The sequence below is a fragment of the Blautia sp. MB18-30 genome (genome assembly GCF_023669475.1).
Taxonomy (GTDB): Bacteria; Bacillota; Clostridia; order Lachnospirales; family Lachnospiraceae; genus Blautia_A; species Blautia_A fusiformis.
The window spans coordinates 1-19,962 of record NZ_JAMOYY010000050.1; the positions used below are offsets into that span (position 1 = coordinate 1).

General features: G+C 46.2%; 18 protein-coding genes. 12 read left to right on the forward strand and 6 right to left on the reverse strand.

The annotated features are described in order from the left end of the window. Positions 1–25: 25 nt before the first annotated feature. Positions 26–1,147: a glucose-1-phosphate adenylyltransferase subunit GlgD gene (gene glgD, locus NCY57_RS15030; protein ID WP_015525715.1), complete on the reverse strand. Its 1,122-nt coding sequence runs from the start codon at positions 1,145–1,147 to the stop codon at positions 26–28. 1 nt (position 1,148) lies between these two features. After that, positions 1,149–2,288, reverse strand: a complete 1,140-nt coding sequence (locus NCY57_RS15035; protein ID WP_021651100.1) for a glucose-1-phosphate adenylyltransferase — start codon at positions 2,286–2,288, stop codon at positions 1,149–1,151. A 356-nt stretch (positions 2,289–2,644) separates the two neighbouring features. Here NCY57_RS15035 and NCY57_RS15040 point away from each other — a divergent pair, with 356 nt between their 5' ends. Both NCY57_RS15040 and NCY57_RS15045 read left to right on the forward strand, forming a co-directional pair. Next, positions 2,645–3,298, forward strand: coding sequence for a DUF3786 domain-containing protein (locus tag NCY57_RS15040; RefSeq protein ID WP_110102068.1), 654 nt, complete (start codon positions 2,645–2,647; stop codon positions 3,296–3,298). Positions 3,299–3,457: 159 nt separating this feature from the next. Beyond that, positions 3,458–5,884 (forward strand): putative bifunctional diguanylate cyclase/phosphodiesterase, encoded by a 2,427-nt coding sequence (locus tag NCY57_RS15045; protein WP_250789801.1) that lies wholly within the window; start codon positions 3,458–3,460, stop codon positions 5,882–5,884. Between the two features lie 29 nt (positions 5,885–5,913). On the opposite strand, the gene NCY57_RS15050 is transcribed toward NCY57_RS15045, so the two are convergent. Beyond that, positions 5,914–6,708, reverse strand: a complete 795-nt coding sequence (locus NCY57_RS15050; RefSeq protein WP_114001426.1) for an ABC transporter permease — start codon at positions 6,706–6,708, stop codon at positions 5,914–5,916. Further along, positions 6,701–7,468: an ABC transporter ATP-binding protein gene (locus tag NCY57_RS15055; RefSeq protein WP_044961273.1), complete on the reverse strand. Its 768-nt coding sequence runs from the start codon at positions 7,466–7,468 to the stop codon at positions 6,701–6,703. The genes NCY57_RS15050 and NCY57_RS15055 overlap by 8 nt, the downstream gene beginning before the upstream one ends. Positions 7,469–7,597: 129 nt before the next feature. Here NCY57_RS15055 and NCY57_RS15060 point away from each other — a divergent pair, with 129 nt between their 5' ends. From NCY57_RS15060 to NCY57_RS15090, 7 genes are all read left to right on the forward strand, one after another. Further along, the gene (locus NCY57_RS15060; protein ID WP_059086312.1) at positions 7,598–8,263 is read left to right on the forward strand and encodes an epoxyqueuosine reductase QueH; all 666 of its coding nucleotides are present in this window, start codon (positions 7,598–7,600) and stop codon (positions 8,261–8,263) included. A gap of 151 nt (positions 8,264–8,414) precedes the next feature. Continuing rightward, positions 8,415–9,794: an argininosuccinate lyase gene (gene argH, locus NCY57_RS15065; protein ID WP_015525719.1), complete on the forward strand. Its 1,380-nt coding sequence runs from the start codon at positions 8,415–8,417 to the stop codon at positions 9,792–9,794. Between the two features lie 93 nt (positions 9,795–9,887). Continuing rightward, complete coding sequence (asd, locus tag NCY57_RS15070; RefSeq protein ID WP_015525720.1) at positions 9,888–10,973, forward strand: aspartate-semialdehyde dehydrogenase; 1,086 nt, start codon at positions 9,888–9,890, stop codon at positions 10,971–10,973. Between the two features lie 99 nt (positions 10,974–11,072). Then, the gene (locus NCY57_RS15075; RefSeq protein ID WP_250789802.1) at positions 11,073–11,309 is read left to right on the forward strand and encodes a DUF3343 domain-containing protein; all 237 of its coding nucleotides are present in this window, start codon (positions 11,073–11,075) and stop codon (positions 11,307–11,309) included. A 181-nt stretch (positions 11,310–11,490) separates the two neighbouring features. After that, entirely contained in the window at positions 11,491–12,246 is a 756-nt protein-coding gene (locus tag NCY57_RS15080) for a formate/nitrite transporter family protein (RefSeq protein WP_092069266.1), read from the forward strand. Between the two features lies 1 nt (position 12,247). After that, positions 12,248–14,299 (forward strand): DNA topoisomerase, encoded by a 2,052-nt coding sequence (locus NCY57_RS15085; RefSeq protein WP_250789803.1) that lies wholly within the window; start codon positions 12,248–12,250, stop codon positions 14,297–14,299. Next, on the forward strand, positions 14,296–14,964 hold the full coding sequence (locus NCY57_RS15090; protein WP_059086308.1) for a UDP-N-acetylglucosamine pyrophosphorylase: 669 nt from the start codon (positions 14,296–14,298) through the stop codon (positions 14,962–14,964). Before NCY57_RS15085 ends, NCY57_RS15090 begins: the two co-directional genes overlap by 4 nt. Before the next feature lie 123 nt (positions 14,965–15,087). Here NCY57_RS15090 and NCY57_RS15095 read toward each other — a convergent pair whose 3' ends face one another. Then, positions 15,088–15,825, reverse strand: coding sequence for a TraX family protein (locus NCY57_RS15095; RefSeq protein WP_021651110.1), 738 nt, complete (start codon positions 15,823–15,825; stop codon positions 15,088–15,090). Between the two features lie 246 nt (positions 15,826–16,071). On the opposite strand from NCY57_RS15095, the gene NCY57_RS15100 reads away from it, so the two are divergent. The 3 genes from NCY57_RS15100 (at position 16,072) to NCY57_RS15110 (ending at position 18,321) form a co-directional block, all read left to right on the forward strand. Continuing rightward, complete coding sequence (locus NCY57_RS15100; protein ID WP_015525726.1) at positions 16,072–16,764, forward strand: iron-sulfur cluster assembly scaffold protein; 693 nt, start codon at positions 16,072–16,074, stop codon at positions 16,762–16,764. 40 nt (positions 16,765–16,804) lie between these two features. Beyond that, entirely contained in the window at positions 16,805–17,815 is a 1,011-nt protein-coding gene (locus tag NCY57_RS15105) for a GGGtGRT protein (RefSeq protein WP_015525727.1), read from the forward strand. Between the two features lie 212 nt (positions 17,816–18,027). Continuing rightward, on the forward strand, positions 18,028–18,321 hold the full coding sequence (locus NCY57_RS15110) for a phage holin family protein (RefSeq protein WP_059086307.1): 294 nt from the start codon (positions 18,028–18,030) through the stop codon (positions 18,319–18,321). A 189-nt stretch (positions 18,322–18,510) separates the two neighbouring features. On the opposite strand, the gene NCY57_RS15115 is transcribed toward NCY57_RS15110, so the two are convergent. After that, the gene (locus NCY57_RS15115; RefSeq protein ID WP_059086306.1) at positions 18,511–19,794 is read right to left on the reverse strand and encodes an O-acetylhomoserine aminocarboxypropyltransferase/cysteine synthase family protein; all 1,284 of its coding nucleotides are present in this window, start codon (positions 19,792–19,794) and stop codon (positions 18,511–18,513) included. Positions 19,795–19,962: the final 168 nt, after the last annotated feature.

The window sequence follows — 19,962 nt, forward strand, 5'->3', positions numbered from 1 at the left end:
CCGGAGGCCTTATTATATATGAATATTACAGTGTATCGTTACGTTTGATGTAGCCAGGCTCATCCGCAGGACGGATGATCTCCTTGGCATGCGTGATCTTGGCATGCTTGTCTACCACCAGATTTTCGATATGGACATTCTCACCGATGGTGCAGTCTGCAAGAACTACACAGTTCTTGATAACAGCGCCCTTTTTGATGGTACAGCCACGTCCGACAATGGAATTTTCTACAGTTCCCTCGATCATGGAGCCGTTGGAGATAACGGAGTTGGAAACATTGGCTGTGTCAAAATAATGGGTCGGACAGGAGTTGTTGGTGCGTGTATAGATCGGCCAGTTATCATGGAAAAGATCGGTTGCAGTTTTGTAGTCGATCAGATCCATATTTGCATCGTGATAGCTCTTGAAATCAGTGATCGATGCAAAATATCCGCGATGAGATATACCACGCACATCCAGCTCACCGTCTCTGCAGCCGGCATTGATCACGTCTGCAAGGGTATAAAGAGAGGAGATCTCTTTTGCCTTATGGATGAGGCTGATGAAAAGCTCCTTGCTCATTACGTAGGTATCCATGAAAATGTTGCGGTTCTTTGCATTGCCGTGGTTGTGCTCAATGGAGAGAACACCCTTCTGACGGTTCAGGTTCAGGATGTGGCAGTTCAGATAGTTCTCCTTGGCATTATCAACGGAATGATAAAGCATGGTCACATCTGCACCGGATTCGATATGGGCATCGATCAGCTTGGAATAGTCGGTGGTGTAGATCATGTAATTCGGAGCGATAACAACATACGGATAATGAACTGCTTCGATGCACTCCAGATTGGAGTAGTAGTTGTCGATATCGGTGTTATAGATATCGTTGACTCCGGAATGCTCTGAAAAGAGGAGTTGGAGATTACCGCTCTTGGAGTTGATGTTGTAGTGACGTCCGGTTCCGAGATGTTCTACAAGAGAACGGGGTTTGTTCTTTACATAGACCTGAATGTACTCAATTCCGCTGTTGGTCATATTTGAGATCGGGAAGTCGATGACACGATATCTTCCGAGAAATGAAAAGGCGCCGATCGCACGGTAGTCCTGAAGCCCCTCCACATGGATATTTCTTTCTGAGGAATTCACGATTCCAAATGCTTTAAACATATTACTCAGCCCCCTTTACACGTTTTGATACAAGTTCGATGTGCTCACTGTCCTTGGAACCGACACGAGCATTGGCACCGATCACGACTCCGTCTGCAACGAGAGCACGCTGGACAACGGCACCTGCTTCAACAACAACACCCGGCATCAGGACACTGTCGATGATCTTGGCACCAGGACCGACCTTGACGCCTGTGAAAAGTACGGAGTTGGTGATCTCACCTTCTACAACACAGCCCTGAGTAATGAAAGCAGTGTTGATCACAGCTGTATCACAGATATACTGTGGAAGAGAGGTAGCATCCTCAGTGTAGATTTTCCAGGTAGGATCGTTAAGATCCAGTTCACTGTTAGGACTGAGAAGATCCATGTTTGCTTCCCAGAGGGAATCGATGGTTCCTACATCCTTCCAGTAGCCTTTGAACTTGTAGGCGTAGAGTGCTTTGTCCTGTGCAAGGAGTGTAGGGATGATGTCTTTACCGAAATCGTGATTGGAATCCGGATTTTTGATATCTGCCAGCAGGAGCTTGCGCAGAAGCTTCCAGTTGAATATGTAGATACCCATGGAGGCAAGATTGCTCTTCGGGTGTTCCGGTTTCTCTTCAAATTCCACGATGCGATCATCTTCACCGGTGTTCATGATACCGAAACGGCTGGCTTCCTTCATGGGAACCTCGATAACTGCAATAGTCGCATCTGCCTTATGCTGGATATGGTCATCAAGCATCTTTGCATAATTCATCTTATAGATGTGGTCACCGGAAAGGATCAGAAGGTATTCCGGGTTCTGTGAGTCGATGAAATCAATATTCTGAGAGATCGCATCAGCTGTTCCACGGTATACATCCAGACCGGCATCAGCCTTCTCACGTGGAGGAAGTACATAAACTCCGCTGTCCTTGGCATCAAGGCCCCAGCGGCCACCGGCTGCTACATAGCTGTTCAGTAAAACTGATTCATACTGTGTCAGTACACCTACGACATCAATGCCGCTGTTGGCACAGTTACTGAGCGGAAAATCCACGATACGGTATTTACCGCCATAACCAACGGCTGGCTTGGCAACTTTATTCGTCAACTCGTGAAGACGACTTCCTCTTCCACCGGCCAGGATCATTGCTAACATACTGTTTTGTTTCATGGCGAATCCTCACTTTCATTTCTTGTTTACTGCCAGGTGTCTTTAACCATAAAAACAATAAACTTTGTTAATATTATACACCTTTTAAAAAAGAAAATCCAGTTTTTTGTGCAAAAAAACGTTATTTTTATATTGGGAAATTAGACGGATTTGGGAAAATTGATGGATGATCTGTCGAAAAAAAGAAACGCTTAAGAAGGTTCCGGGATTCTGAAAAAACAGTAACACTGAAAATAGCCGGATTTCGGATACATCGGCGAAGATTCTTGCGGAAAATGTGAAAGCAGTGTATTCTGTAAAAAAAGTCCGGAATACAGCGGAGAAAGGATATCGATATCAGACAGGGAGAAGACAGGATGAAAGAAGAAAGAATTTCCAACTATGTAAAACTATGTGAAGAGTGGGCACAACGCTTTTTGAAGATGGATCAGGCAGATCTGCATAAACGGGTGCCGGAACTGAAGGAAGAAAACGGGTTTCTCACGATCATTCATTTCGGAAGAAGATATGGGGTGAGTCTGGAAGACGGCAGTATCCAGAGCCTGGATGGACAGAGAGAACCGGATACTACGGAGATGCTGAATATTTATACGCTTCTGGGGTATGCGAAAGAGGGGGCTTTTATTATGGATAAGTGGGTCCCTTTTGCAGATCTCAGGAATGCAAGACCATTTGCGCCGGCGTATCAGATCGGAGAGACGGATGTGTTCAGTGCTACATTTTCCGGCCATGAAAAGGAATTGAGGGAGGCGTTTCAGAAGCTTGACGGCAGGGAACTGCCCCAGGGTGATGTGGGATATGAGATCAGGGCCTTTGACTGTATGCCTATGAGATTCTTTTTCTGGGAACGGGACGAGGAGTTTGAAGCACAGGGAAATATCCTGTTTGATTACAGTGCCACAGATTTCAATCATGTGGAGAGTGCGGTATCCATAGCAGATTCCGGGATCAAAAGGCTTGCGGAGCTTGCCGGGGTTCCGCTCAGGGGGAAATCTTTTCAGATGCGCTGATAACCGAAATATAATAAAACCAATATGAAAAATAAATAATACGAAAGATAATTGCAGTTATCAGAAAAATCGTATATAATGAAGGAATATTTAAGGATTTTGAGACAGTAACTGTCACGAAGGATCTATGAGAAATTTACGAATCAGGAGGTGATGCTCGTGGGGAAAAATGCATCGGGAATGTATGTCATAGATGAGGATTATAAGATTATCAGCTATAACCTGGCAGCACGTGAGATCTATCCGCAGCTGAAGAGGGGCGAGAAATGCTATCACTGTCTGAGAAACAGAGAAACTCCCTGTGAGATCTGTCCGGTCGTTAACGGGATCAAAGGTCCGAAGAATTATCTGGAACCGGGACGGAATATCCTGCGTTCGGTTGATGCTGTGGAGATTCCGCTGGAATCCGGCGGGACAGGACATGCCCTTGTTTTTTCGGATACAGAGACGAATGATGAGATCAGCAGCGGAATGATGGAGAATCCGATTCTTATGGGGATCATTAATGTTCTCGGAAAAAATTTTATCAATATCTACTCTGTTGACAGAGAGACTCATAAGGTCCAGGTATGCCGCTTCCAGGGGCAGAGTGGAGCTTATGGGGAGGAGGGACTTCGCAGGGATGAATCCTATGAGAAGATCATGGATATTTATATTGAGAGCAGTGTTGCGGCAGAGGACAGGATCCGGATGCATCAGATGATGGATTTTGAGAAGATATGCCAACGTCTTACAAGGATTCCCCAGTTGATGGTACATTATCGTGTACGCCGAAGCAACGGGAGGATTGAATATTTCTATGTGAAATGTGCCAGGGTAGGAACGGCTGAGGATTTTCAGACCGTGGTGTTTGCTTTTGCCAATGAGGATATGGATGTACGGTACAGTGAGATGGAGGCCATACTGGAACCAGGAGGAACAGCATCCGGAAGAAAACTTCTTATTGTAGTGAATGACGAGACGGATCGGAAAGCGCTTACAGAACATCTGGAGGGCAGTTTTGAGGTTATCTCTGCGATGAATGAAGCAGAGGGGATGAAGCGTCTGTCTGAGAATTACAAAACCCTTTCTGCAATTCTTCTTGATATGAGTGTGCCGGTATGTGATGAATTTCAGTTTCTGGAGCTGATCCGTGATGATGTGATGCTGACCTCTGTGCCTGTGATCATCATAACCGGAAGTAACCGGTTGGAGGATGAGGTGCGATGTCTGGAACTGGGAGCAGTGGATTTTGTACGGAAACCGTATAATGTCCGTATATTAAAAAGTAAGATCAACAATGTGATCAAGCTGAGAGAGTCCGTGATGGTACTCTCAGCTCTGGAATATGATGATCTTACAGGGCTTTATATCAGACAGGCCTTTTTCCATCATGCAAAGACGCTGATGCGCTTTAATACGAATCAGGATTTTCATGTGGTGGTGGCAGATATAAAGAACTTTAAATGGATCAACGGAACCTATGGAGAGAAGACCGGTGATCAGGTTCTTACCTATCTGGGAGATACGTATAGAAATCAGGTTCGCTACGGGACGGTGGGCAGATATGGAGGAGACCAGTTTGTAGCCATCATATATGGAAAGAAAGAGATCCGTATGACAGATATGGAGAAATTTATCCACAGGGTCGAGAGTGGAGCACCGATTCCTAATCTGGTGGTCAACTATGGGGTCTATGAGAATGTGGATAAGACACTGCCTTTTACCCTGATCTGTGACAGGGCTTTTCTGGCCATGAAGAGTATCCGGGATGACTATGAGCACCAGATCGCTTTTTATGATGATGAGATGAGAAAGAGGCATATCCGTAACGGACAGATGGAGAATGCTTTCGTGGAGGCTATACGCAATGAAGAATTCGTAGTCTACCTGCAGCCGAAATACAGTGTGGAGACAGAAGAGATCGTTGGGGCGGAGGCACTGGTGCGCTGGAAGAGAGCGGAAGGAACTATGGTTTCGCCGGGAGAATTTATCCCTCTTTTTGAGAAGGATGGTCTGATCGTACGCCTTGATGAATATGTTTTCCGAAAGGTATGCAGCATCCAGGGGGAACGTATAAGATCAGGGAAAAAGATACTTCCGATTTCGGTGAATCTGTCACGTGCCAGTATCCATTACGATAATATGATCTGTCGTTATGTGAAGATCGTGGAAGAAAATGGCATTCCGTTTTCTTCTGTTCCCATTGAATTGACAGAAACTGCTACGTTGTATAATGATCGGATCAGTAAGCTCATAGAGAAGATGGTGGATGCAGGATTCGAGCTGCATATGGATGATTTTGGCTCCGGCTATTCATCTATGACAAGCCTGAACCAGCTGCCATTCGATACTCTGAAGCTGGATAAAAGTCTGATCGATTACATAGAGAATTTTCGTGGGCAGCAGGTGATCCGTCATACCATTTCGCTGGCACACAGCCTGGGAATGAAGGTTCTTGCCGAGGGCGTGGAGAAAGCAAAACAGGTGGAGATCCTGCGAAGCCTGAGCTGCGATGAGATCCAGGGCTTTTATTATGCACGGCCTTTGCCGTGGGAAAACTTTGAAACAAAGGTTATAAGAGCAAAAGAGGCGTGTAAAAAATGAGAGATCATTTTTACACGCCCTTTTTACAGCTAATGCTTCCGGACCTGTTTTTCAATAAGATAAAGTGCAAAATACAGCAGCATGGCAATGATGCAGAGGATCACAATGGACATCAGGACCCATGTAAGTCTGAATGTCTGGCTTCCGTAAATGATCAGGTATCCCAGGCCTTTTCGGGCACCGATAAATTCTCCGATGATCACGCCTACCAGGCAAAGCCCGATGTTGACCTTCATCACACTCAGGATAAGAGGAACGGAGGAGGGCAGGACGATCTTCAGAAGCTTTTCCTTTTTGTGTCCCCCAAGAGTTTCGATCAGCTTCAGCTTTTCCGGATCTGCCTGGCAGAAACCGGAGTACAGATTGATAACGGAGCCGAAGATGGCTACAGACATGCCGGCGACTACAATGGTACGTTCGTTGGCACCAAGCCATACGATCAGAAGAGGGGCCAGAGCAGATTTCGGGAGACTGTTCAGTACCACCAGACATGGCTCCAGGATCCGTGCGATCCGTCGGGAGCACCAGAGAAGTACTGCGGTTCCTACACCCAGGATCACAACAAAAAAGAAACTGACAAGAGTTTCTGCCAGTGTCACGGCAATATGTGCAAACAGGGACTGATCCCTGCACATGGAAAGAAAGGTCTCTGCGATCAGGGAAGGACTACTGAAGATAAAGGAATCGATCCATCCAAGATCAGAGGATATTTCCCAAAGTCCCATAAACAGAACAAAAAGAAGTGTCCGTGCAGCCAGGATAATGTTTTTTTCTTTTTTTTGCCGTGCAAGATATTGTTTCTGCTGTCTGGAAATTTCAGGCATTTTCATTGAGCTCCTTCCATATGATGTTAAAATATTTTTTAAAATCCGGAGCATTTCTGGAGGAGAGGGGAGTGCGGTCGCTGATATCCAGATCGATATCAATGATCTTTCGTACAGTGGCAGGACGTGCAGAAAGGATCAGTACCCGGTCGGCCATACTGATGGCTTCGGAGATATCGTGAGTGACCAGGATCGCAGGCTTGCCGGAGCTTTTGAGGATTTTTCCTATATCATCACTGACATTTAAGCGGGTCTGGTAATCCAGAGCGGAAAATGGTTCGTCCAGAAGAAGGAGCTCCGGTTCCAGCACCAGGGTCCGGATCAGAGCGGCACGTTGGCGCATACCGCCGGAAAGCTGGGAAGGGCGGGCATCACGGAAACGGTCCAGACCGTAGGTCTGAAGAAGGGCTTCTGCATGTGCCAGCTTTTCAGGTGTGAGCTCTTTCCGGATCTCCAGGCCGAGAAGGATGTTTTTGTAGATGCTCCGCCATTCCAGAAGATGATCCTTCTGGAGCATATATCCTACAGCGGCACTGCCGGAGGATACCGGACGGTTTCCCAGAGTAATGGAACCGTGTTCCGGAGTGAGCAGGCCGGCAATGAGATTCAGAAGAGTGGATTTTCCGCATCCGGAAGGTCCTACAATGGACAGGAATTCACCGGGCATCAGGTCAAAGGATATATGAGAAAGGGCGGGTGTCTCACCGGACAATGTGTGATAGGAGAGACACACGTCCCGCACTTTCAGGACAGGATTCATGGATGTTGCCTCCTTTTCGTAGATAATGGTATAATATTATCATATGTCTGAAACATGAGAAGGCCAATGGCAGAGATGCATACTTTAATGTCTGCCTGAAAACGGTCATAGAGAAAGGAATTACAAACATTGAACAAGAGAAACTACCAGAAAGAACTGGATAAACTGATTGAAAGAAACCAGAAAGAAGGGAAAACCCCCAGACTTTTTCTGCATGCCTGCTGTGCGCCATGCAGCAGCTATGTGATGGAATATCTGTCGCAGTATTTTGAAATCACGATATTTTTTTATAATCCCAATATCGCACCGGTGGAGGAATATTCACACCGCGTGGCTGAGATCCGCCGCCTGATCGGGGAGATGGAATTTGTCCATCCGGTAACGCTAGTGGAGGGACGGTATGACCCGAAGGAATTTTACGAGATGGCCAAAGGCCTGGAAGATGTTCCGGAAGGAGGAGAACGGTGCTTTCGGTGTTACCGTCTGCGGATGGAAGAGGCGGCAAAACTGGCGAAGGAGGGCGGATATGATTATTTCACCACAACCTTAAGTATCAGTCCGCTGAAAAATGCACAGAAGATCAATGAGATTGGCGAGGAGCTGGCAGAAATCTATAAAGTGCCACATCTGACTTCGGATTTTAAGAAAAAGAATGGCTACAAGCGTTCTATTGAACTGTCTCATGAGCATGCTCTGTACCGGCAGAATTATTGCGGCTGTGTATTTTCAAAGAAAGAAGCCATGGACAGAGAACGGCTGGTTACTGAGAATCGAGTGAACAGTAACAACGGCTGAAGACAGCAAACGTATAATTATGAAAAACTTTGCATTTTTATAAAAATATGTTACACTAACACAGAAAAGTGCAGACGTCCGGGAGACGGAGCTCGTGTATGTCCGGAGAAGACAGTTCTGCCGCAAAAAAGAAAAGTGAGGAAGAATCAATATGGCACAGTTATGGGGAGGCCGTTTTACAAAAGAAACGGACAAGCTGGTTTACAATTTTAACGCATCCATTTCCTTTGATCAAAAATTTTACAGACAGGATATCCGTGGAAGCAAGGCACATGTTGCCATGCTTGCAAAACAGGGGATCCTGACAGAGGAAGAAAAGGAGCAGATTACAGAAGGACTGGACGGTATCCTTGCAGACGTGGAAGCAGGAAAGCTGGAGATCACAGCGGAGTATGAGGATATCCACAGCTTCGTGGAGGCAAACCTGATCGACCGTATCGGAGATGCCGGAAAGAAGCTTCACACAGGAAGAAGCCGTAATGACCAGGTAGCTCTGGATATGAAGCTTTATGTCCGCGACGAGATCGATGAGACAGATAAGGAGCTGAAGGACCTTCTTCTTGCCCTGCAGAAGATCATGGAAGAGAATGTTCACACCTACATGCCGGGATTTACCCACCTTCAGAAGGCACAGCCGGTAACTCTGGCACACCATGTAGGCGCATATTTTGAGATGTTCCGCAGAGACCGTGACAGACTTTTTGATATCCGTAAGAGAATGAATACCTGTCCGCTTGGAGCGGGAGCACTGGCAGGAACCACTTATCCGTTGGATCGTGCCTATACTGCAGAGCTTCTCGGCTTTGATGCACCAACCAGAAACAGTATGGATTCCGTATCTGACAGAGATTATGTCATCGAGCTTCTCAGTGCGTTTTCTACGATCATGATGCATCTGAGCCGTTTTTCAGAGGAGATCATTCTGTGGAATTCCAATGAGTACCGTTTCGTTGAGATCGATGACGCATACAGCACAGGCAGCAGTATCATGCCGCAGAAGAAGAATCCGGATATCGCAGAGCTTGTCCGTGGAAAAACAGGCCGTGTTTACGGAGCGCTGACATCTATTCTCACAACCATGAAGGGAATCCCGCTTGCATACAACAAAGATATGCAGGAAGACAAGGAGCTGACCTTTGATGCCATCGACACTGTAAAGGGCTGTATCGCCCTGTTTACCGGCATGGTTTCCACTATGCAGTTCAACAAAGCCAACATGGAGGCAAGTGCAAAGAGAGGCTTTACAAACGCCACAGACGCAGCGGACTATCTGGTTAACCACGGTGTACCGTTCCGTGATGCTCACGGCATCGTCGGAAGACTGGTCCTTCTCTGTCTGGATAAGGGAATCTCTCTGGATGAGCTTCCGCTTTCCGAGTACAAAGAGATCAGTCCTGTGTTTGAGGAGGACATCTATGAAGCCATCAGTATGAAGACCTGCGTGGAAAAACGTGTGACTCTGGGAGCGCCGGGACCGGACGTGATGGAGCAGGTGATCGCTCAGAATAAAGAATATCTTGAAAAAAATTAAGATAATGCTTGCATTTTAGGAAAAATTGGTATAGTATTTACAGAAAAGACAAATGTGTGCCATGGAGGGACACAAGATGAGGAGAGTTTTATTATGAGTGAAAAGCTTAAAGTCGGTATTTTAGGTGCAACTGGAATGGTTGGTCAGAGATTCATTTCTCTTCTGGAGAATCACCCGTGGTTTGAGGTGGTTACTGTAGCGGCAAGCCCGAGAAGCGCAGGCAAGACCTACGAGGAGGCTGTAGGCGGCAGATGGAAAATGGATACTCCGATGCCGGAGGCAGTAAAGAAGCTGGTTGTTATGGATATCCACGAGGTTGAGAAGGTTGCAGCTACTGTTGACTTTGTATTTTCCGCAGTTGATATGACTAAGGATGAGATCAAGGCGATCGAGGAAGAATATGCAAAGACAGAGACACCGGTTGTGTCCAACAACAGCGCACACCGCTGGACACCGGACGTTCCGATGGTAGTTCCGGAAATCAATCCGGAGCACTTCGAGGTTATCGAATTCCAGAAGAAACGTCTCGGAACAAAACGCGGCTTTGTAGCTGTTAAACCGAACTGCTCTATCCAGAGCTACGCTCCGGTACTTACCGCATGGAAAGAGTTCGAGCCGTATGAAGTAGTTGCCACTACATACCAGGCTATTTCCGGAGCAGGAAAAACCTTCAAGGACTGGCCGGAGATGGAGCACAACATCATTCCGTACATCGGTGGTGAGGAAGAGAAGAGTGAGAAGGAGCCATTAAGACTCTGGGGCAAGATCGAGGACGGCGTGATCGTTCCGGCTACCACACCTGTCATCACATGCCAGTGTGTACGTGTTCCGGTCCTCAACGGACATACAGCAGCTGTATTCGTTAAATTCCGCAAGAAACCTACCAAAGAGCAACTGATCCAGAAGCTGGTTGAGTTTAAGGGACTTCCGCAGGAGCTTGAGCTTCCAAGCGCTCCGAAGCAGTTCATCCAGTATCTTGAGGAGGACAACCGTCCGCAGGTACAGATGGATGTAAACTATGAGAATGGAATGGGAGTATCTGTAGGACGTCTTCGTGAGGATACTGTTTATGATTACAAGTTCATCGGACTTTCCCATAACACAGTAAGAGGTGCCGCAGGCGGAGCAGTTCTCTGTGCAGAAACTCTGAAAGCGAAAGGATATATCCAGGCTAAATAAGAACTGGATCCTTTACAGGAAATAAAGAAAATCATCAGAAACGGGATATCGGTTTTTCCGGTGTCCTGTTTTTGCGTATGTGGAAGGAACAAAGGAGATATGCGCAGAAAAGTAATTACTACAGTTGTGACATTTTCCACAACCACGGCTGCCATGAAAATGGAAAGAACGGCCAGGGAATCCGAATTTCCGGGAAGGCTGATCCCGATCCCTTCAGAGATCAGTGCCCAGTGCGGACTGGCATGGAAATGCGTGGAGCAATCAGAGGAGGAAACAGAAAAATTCCTGAAAAAAAAGGAACTGGCCTGGGATGGCATCTATCGTGTTCTGGTATAAAACGGATATTGTTTGTTGTATGTAACAAAACGGAAATTTTTGAAAATTTTCGCATTTTTATTGTTAAATAATTAGTAAAGTGTTACAATATAACAAGCAGATTTCCGGAAAGCGTGTTGCTGTGAACAAAGAAGCAGCAACAAAGTGCCACGCTTGCTAAAAATATGTGGAGGTGCTATTTATGAACAGGGAGGATGTAGAGAAACTGTCAACTGCTGCGAAGGGTAAGATAAACTTACTGAACAGCAATTTCGGAAAATACTTTATGCGGGCGATCATGGCCGGATTTTTTATTGATGTGGCGATGATCTACAGTAACGTTGTTGGAAATGTATTTTCCAAGACATTCCCGGAATGGGGGAAATTCCTTGGAGCCATCGTGTTCTCTATTGCGGTCCTGCTGATCGCAATGGTAGGAGGAGAGCTGTTTACCGGTAACAATCTGGTAATGGCTTTTGGTGCGTATGACAAGAGCGTATCATGGAAAGATGTTGGAAAGGTCTGGGGAATCAGTTACATCGGCAATTTTGTGGGATGCCTGATCCTGGCGCTGATCTTTGTAGGTGCCGGAGCGTCCGGTACAGCAGATTATTTTGCCGGATTTATAAACGGAAAACTGAGTATTCCGGCAGGACAGATGTTTTTCCGTGCGGTACTTTGTAATTTCTTCGTCTGTCTTGCTGTTCTCTGCGGCATTAAGCTGAAGAGTGAGTCAGGCAAGTTCCTGATGATCGTGATCTGTATTTCAGGTTTCGTTGTCAGCGGATTTGAGCATTGTATTGCAAATATGGGTATTTTTACAGTTGCATTCTGTATGGTGCCAGGATTGTCTGTCGGCGCTATGCTTAAAAGCATGGTGATCGTAACACTGGGAAATATAGTTGGCGGAGCTGTGCTTCTGGCATGGCCGCTTAGAAAGATGAGTGCAGATAAATAGTATGGCAAAGGCTTTATACATAGCGGAGAAGCCCAGCGTGGCACAGGAATTTGCGAAGGCTTTGAAGATCAACGGTCAGAGAAAAGACGGATATCTGGAATCTGATGATTCTGTGGTAACCTGGTGTGTAGGACACCTGGTTACCATGAGCTATCCCGAAAAATATGATATCAAGTTTAAAAGGTGGAGTTTTGATACCCTGCCTTTTTTGCCGCGCGAATTTAAATATGAAGTGATCCCCGGGGTCAAAAAGCAGTTCGAGATCGTAAAAGGACTGCTGAACCGGCCGGATGTGGATACCATTTATGTGTGTACCGACTCCGGACGTGAGGGTGAATATATCTACCGTCTGGTAGCCCAGATGGCAGGAGTAAGGGGAAAAGTCCAGAAACGTGTGTGGATCGATTCCCAGACAGAGGAAGAGATCTTAAGAGGGATCCGTGAAGCGAAGGATATCTCGGAGTATGATAATCTGGCTGCATCTGCGTATCTCCGCGCAAAGGAAGATTATCTTATGGGAATCAATTTTTCCAGAGTTCTGACCTTGCGCTACGGAAGCAGTGTCACCAATTATCTCCATTCCAAATATCAGGCCATTGCAGTTGGGCGTGTGATGACCTGTGTTCTTGGCATGGTGGTGCGGAGAGAACGGGAGATCCGTGTCTTTGTGAAGACACCGTTTTACCGTGTCCTTGGCAGCATTGGACTTGCAGGCGAAAATTTTGACGGTGAATGGAGGGCTGTGGAAGGCAGCCGGTATTTCCAGTCCCCGTATCTTTATAAAGAAAACGGCTTCAGGAAAAAAGAGCATGCACAGATGCTGATCGATCAGCTGATGGTGAACCAGCCCCTTTCCTGTATTGTGGAAAAGGTGGAACGAAAAAAAGAAAACAAAAATCCGCCGCTTCTTTTTAACCTGGCGGAGCTTCAGAATGTGTGCTCAAAGCTGTTTAAGATCAGTCCGGACGAGACACTCCGGATCGTACAGGAGCTTTATGAGAAGAAGCTGGTGACTTATCCGAGAACGGATGCCAGAGTTCTTTCCACGGCAGTGGCCAAGGAGATATACAAGAATATATCCGGTCTTCGAAATTATCAGCAGGCCGGTGCTGCGGCGGCAGAGGTTTTGGGGATGGAATCCTGGAAAAGCATTGCAAAGACCAGATATGTGAATGACAAGCAGATCACAGACCATTACGCGATCATTCCTACCGGTCAGGGAGTGAATGCGCTTGGAAGCGTGTCTCTTACTGCACAGCGTGTGTACGAGACTATTGTACGGAGATTTTTGTGTATTTTTTATCCGCCGGCCGTTTATCAGAAGGTGAGTCTTGTGACGAAGCTGGACGGCGAGGCATTCTTTTCATCCTTTAAGGTTCTCAAAGAAGAAGGCTATCTGAAGATCGCCACGAATTCTTTTTCACGGAAAAGGGCTTCAGACAGTGAGAAAAATAGAAATGGAGAGGAAGACGAGGTTTCCTGTGATACTGTGCTCCTGGAGGCGTTGCAGAAGCTGAAAAAGGGTGATATACTTCCTGTGAACGGTTTGAGTATCAAGGAGGGTGAGACTTCACCGCCCAAACGATACAATTCCGGTTCCATGATCCTTGCCATGGAAAATGCAGGACAGCTGATCGAGGATGAGGAGCTTCGAGCCCAGATCAAGGGAAGCGGGATCGGCACCAGTGCTACCCGTGCCGAGATCCTGAAGAAGCTTTTTAACATCAAATATCTGGCACTGAACAAAAAGACCCAGGTGATCACTCCAACGCTTCTTGGGGAAATGATCTTTGATGTGGTAAATTGTTCTATCCGGCAGCTTCTGAACCCGGAGCTTACGGCAAGCTGGGAAAAGGGGCTCACCTATGTGGCAGAGGGCAGCATCACGGAACAGGAATATATGGACAAGCTGGAGCATTTTGTGCGGGTACGTACCCGGCAGGTGGAGGCAAGCAATTATCAGTATAACCTGCGGCAGTTTTTTGATGTGGCCGCTGTAAACTACAGGAAGCCGGAGCGAGCTTCCAGACAGGGAGGAAAGAAATCATCATGATGAAAGATTTTACTATCAGCAATATGCTGGATCTGAATGAGACCATTGCAGCAGAGCTTTTTGAGGGAAAAACCTATCCGTGGGAGGTTCTTCCGGAGATCGGAGATTTCATTATCAAGCTGGGAAAAACACTGGATCCTTCTGAATATGAGGAGAAGGGCGAAAATGTATGGATCGCAAGATCCGCTACAGTTGCGCCGACTGCAAGTATCACCGGACCGGCTATCATTGGCAGAGACGCCGAGGTGCGCCACTGTGCGTTTATCCGCGGCAAGGCTATCGTTGGTGAGGGCGCAGTTGTGGGAAATTCCACAGAGCTTAAGAATGCAGTGCTGTTTAACAAGGTTCAGGTTCCCCATTATAATTATGTTGGAGATGCTGTGCTGGGATATAAGTCCCACATGGGTGCCGGATCGATCTGTTCCAACGTAAAATCAGACAAGAAGCTGGTTGTCGTAAAAGACGGGGATGAAGAGATCGAAACCGGTCTTAAGAAATTCGGAGCGATGCTCGGAGATCATGTTGAAGTCGGATGCGGTTCTGTGCTGAATCCCGGTACTGTGATCGGACGGAATTCTAATATCTACCCGCTGTCACCGGTACGTGGATGTGTTCCTGCAGATTCCATTTATAAAAATGCAAAAGAAATCGTAAAGAAAAAATAAGAAACAGATTCTTCTGGACACGCATTTAGGCTGCACTTTTGAGAGAGTGCAGCTTTTTTTGATGGGGTGATGGATGCAACAGTATTGGTCGTGGAAGGATGAACCGACCGGGAGCGGGCGGGATTAAGATAAAAACAAAAGCTGTCGAAGTATGACCAGTCCTATAATATGGACTGGGTAAAACCAGTAAAAGAAATATTTTGCTGATTTTCCGCGGATGAAGCCTCTTTTTCCATTGTACAGGTTAATGGACAGAAAGGCAAAGGAGGCTCTCCATTCATAGTAAAGCCAGCAGCTTCCGAGGATTGCCTGGCCTGGTTTATCGTTTCGCATATAGTATATGATCAGCAGGAAGATATACCCCCGCCATCCATAGTCTGCTTTCAGAAAAATGGAAACAACAAGCAGTCCCAGGATGCAGAGAAGCTGCATCGAAGGTCTGGTCTGGAAATATTCGATGGCACAAAAGGCCAGATATCCGAGGAAAAGCGTAAAAAACACATTTTGTCTTTCGTAACGCAGCGTATTTGTAAACATCAGATTCCACGGAATTTCTGAGAGCAGCGCAAAAAGAAGGAGATTTCTTCCATAGAGGAACCGGCTCCGTGTATGCCGGAAGCCTTCCAGCAGGAGAAAACAGAAGATGGGAAAAGCAGCTCTTCCGATATCGCGGAAAATAAGATATACAGTATATTCTCTGCCGAAAAGTGTAAACAGGATTTTCTGTGCAGGCTGATACATACTGAGCAGCACAGCTCCGATATGATCGATCAGCATGGTGATGACCGCGATCATCTTCAGAGCGCTTCCGCTGAGAATGCGGTATTTTTCTGGAAAAACAGAATCCACAGATGCATTCATGAAAAATATACCTCCAGGGTTAAACTTGCTAATATATTATCACATACATACAGCAGTTGCCAGAAATATTTGACAGTTAGGCATGCAATACTGCCGGAATACCTACCAATATTATGCGTTTTATGGCAAAATTTTATCAAATATGACTGGACGAAACAACGGTTTTGTGAGAAAATAGCCATAGGGTGTTATCGAACTTTTTTTCTCAATAACATCGGTCAATCTATACTTGAAAGGAGTTTTAAAATGATTTATTCACGCGAAGTAGAAGAAATGTGTCCAGTGGCACAGGGCGTACATCATGGTGCCGCTCCGATCCCGGAAGAAGCAAAATGGGTTCAGGCAAAAGAAGTAAAGGATATCTCCGGATTTACACACGGTGTTGGCTGGTGTGCTCCGCAGCAGGGTGCTTGTAAGCTTTCCCTTAACGTTAAAGAGGGAATCATCCAGGAGGCACTTGTTGAGACAATCGGATGTTCAGGAATGACTCACTCTGCAGCTATGGCTTCTGAGATCCTTCCAGGACTTACCGTTATGGAGGCACTGAACACAGACCTTGTATGTGATGCAATCAATACAGCTATGAGAGAGCTTTTCCTTCAGATCGTTTACGGACGTTCCCAGTCTGCATTCTCCGAGGACGGACTTGCAGTAGGCGCTGGTCTTGAGGACCTTGGAAAAGGACTTCGTTCTCAGGTTGGTACAATGTATGGAACTCTGAAAAAAGGACCTCGTTACCTTGAGATGGCTGAGGGTTATGTTACAGGTATCGCTCTTGATGAGAACGATGAGATCATCGGATATCAGTTCGTAAGCCTTGGAAAAATGACTGACTTCATTAAGAAAGGTGATGACCCGAACACAGCATGGGAGAAAGCAAAAGGTCAGTACGGCCGTGTTGCAGATGCTGTTAAGATCATCGACCCAAGAAAAGAGTAATTACACTTCGTAAGGTAAAAATATCAGGAGGTTACAGGAAATGGCTTTATTTGAATCATATGAGAGACGAATTGACAAGATCAATTCTGTTTTAAACAGCTATGGAATCGCTTCTATCGAAGAAGCTGAGAAAATCACTAAAGACGCAGGACTGAACGTTTACGATCAGATCAAAGGCATTCAGCCGATCTGCTTCGAGAACGCTTGTTGGGCTTACACAGTAGGTGCAGCTATCGCGATCAAAAAAGGCTGCAGAAGAGCCGCTGACGCAGCAGCAGCTATCGGAGAAGGCCTTCAGGCTTTCTGTATCCCGGGATCCGTTGCAGACACACGTAAAGTAGGTCTTGGACATGGAAACCTTGGAAAGATGCTTCTTGAGGAAGAGACAGACTGCTTCTGCTTCCTTGCAGGACATGAGTCTTTCGCAGCAGCTGAGGGTGCGATCGGTATCGCAGAGAAAGCAAACAAGGTTCGTAAAAAACCTCTTCGTGTTATCCTGAACGGTCTTGGAAAAGATGCTGCTCAGATCATCTCCCGTATCAACGGCTTTACATATGTAGAGACAGAGTATGATCCATATAAGAACGAGGTTAAGGAAGTATTCCGTAAATCCTATTCTGAGGGACTTCGTGCAAAGGTTAACTGCTACGGCGCTAACAGCGTTCCGGAAGGTGTTGCGATCATGTGGAAAGAGGGCGTTGACGTTTCCATCACAGGAAACTCCACAAACCCGACTCGTTTCCAGCATCCGGTAGCAGGAACATACAAAAAAGAGTGCAACGAGAAAGGCAAAAAATACTTCTCCGTTGCTTCCGGCGGTGGTACAGGACGTACACTTCATCCGGACAACATGGCAGCAGGTCCTGCTTCCTACGGTATGACTGATACACTTGGACGTATGCATTCTGACGCTCAGTTCGCAGGATCTTCTTCCGTACCGGCTCACGTAGAGATGATGGGTCTTATCGGCGCTGGAAACAACCCGATGGTTGGTATGACAGTTGCTGTAGCTGTTTCCGTACAGGAAGCTGCTGACGCTGGCAAGTTCTGATTTCAGATAACGAAAAATAGTGGGAAAGGCTGTAAACCTTAGGGTTTATGGCCTTTTTCTTTTTGAATCGGAATAGAACAAAATATTTTCAAAAAGTGCGAAAAAACAGCAATAGCGAACACGTAGCTAACATTTTTGGGGAATTTATGAAATATTTTTTGGAGAAATTCATAAAATAAATCAAAGCGGCAGGGGAGATATTGAGAATATTTATGGAAGCGCTTGTGGATTATATTAAACCGGAATTGCTGATCACAGCGATCGCTTTGTATTTTATGGGGATCGCACTGAAGGAGGCTCAGGCTGTGAAGGACAAATATATTCCGCTGATATTGGGGTGTGCAGGAATCCTTATATGCGGAATTTATGTTTTTGCTACCTGTTCCTGTAAAAATGCACAGGATATTGCAATGGCAGTATTTACATCCACAACACAGGGAGTCCTGGTGGCGGGGCTTTCTACATATGTGAACCAGCTGATCAAACAGCTGGAAAAAGATGAATAATGGATTTTGTAAGGTAGTTTCAGATACATGCAGCAGCTGCAGGAATTTATGCGCCAGAAGAAAGCCTTTCAGAACAGGATGCAGGTAATTTGCGGAAATGCCATAATTGAGAGTAGGAGAAAATATATCATAAAAAGGAAGGATACATCATGCATGAGCAGATGCATCCTTCCTTTTTGAATTGGTTATTTATGCATTTTTCAGTGCCTGATCCAGATCCTTGATAATATCATTCACATTTTCGATACCAATGGAAAGACGGATCATTCCGGGAGAAACTCCTGCTTCAACCAGCTGCTCGTCGTTCATCTGACGGTGGGTATGGCTGGCTGGGTGAAGGACCATAGTGATGGAAGCAGCAACATGAGTTGCGATGGTGGCAAGCTTCAGACTGTCCATAAAACGGACTGCTGCATCACGGCCACCGGTCAGTTCAAAGGAGATAACGCCGCAGGTACGACCATCCTTCATATATTTCTGAGCCAGTGCGTGATATTTATCCTCCGGAAGTCCTGCATAATTTACATGAGAAACCTTTTCGTGTGCGTTCAGGTATTCTGCGATCTTCTGGGCATTGGAGCAATGGCGTTCAACACGCAGTGGAAGCGTTTCCAGGCCGAGGTTCAGAAGGAAGCAGTTCATCGGGGATGGAATAGAGCCCAGATCACGCATCAGCTGGGAAGTAGCCTTAGTGATGTAAGCTTTTTTTCCAAACTGCTTTGTATAGATGACGCCGTGATAGGATTCATCCGGCTCTGTCAGGCCGTGATATTTATGGCCGTAGGCATCCCAGTCGAAGTTACCGCTGTCGACAATGGCGCCGCCTACCTGAACGGCATGCCCGTCCATATATTTGGTGGTGGAGTGGGTAACGATATCTGCACCCCACTCGAAGGGACGGCAGTTTACCGGTGTGGCAAAGGTGTTATCCACAATAAGAGGCACGCCGTTCTGGTGTGCAACGTGTGCAAATTTCTCGATGTCCAGGACGACCAGAGCCGGATTGGCAATGGTTTCTGCAAAGAGAACCTTTGTATTTGGTTTAAATGCGGCAGCGATCTCTTCTTCTGTTGCATCGGTATCAACAAAGGTGCAGTCAATGCCAAGCTTCTTGAAGGTGACGGCAAGAAGGTTGAAGGTTCCTCCGTAAATGGTAGAAGCGGCAACAACGTGATCGCCTGCCTCGCAGATATTAAATACTGCGTAGAAGTTGGCTGCCTGTCCAGAAGAAGTCAGGATCGCAGCAACACCGCCTTCCAGATCTGCGATCTTTGCGGCTACGGCATCGTTGGTCGGATTCTGGAGACGGGTATAAAAATATCCGTCTGCCTTCAGATCAAATAACTGGCCCATTTCGTCGGTGGTGTCATATTTGTAAGTGGTGCTCTGATAGACAGGAAGTGCACAGGGCTCGCCCTTGGATGGGGTATAGCCGGAGTGGATACATTTAGTTTCTAAATTATAGTCGCTCATAGGGATAAGTCCTTTCTGCTGTGTTTTTCGTATGAATTTAACCGAATCAGGGAAGTTTGCTTGCGTTTCAGGGATTTCTGAGAGAAGCTTTGATCCTTACAGTTCGGTTAAATAAAGTATGAAAAAGGCATTTGTATATTTTTAATAAAACTACATATAAGTATAACT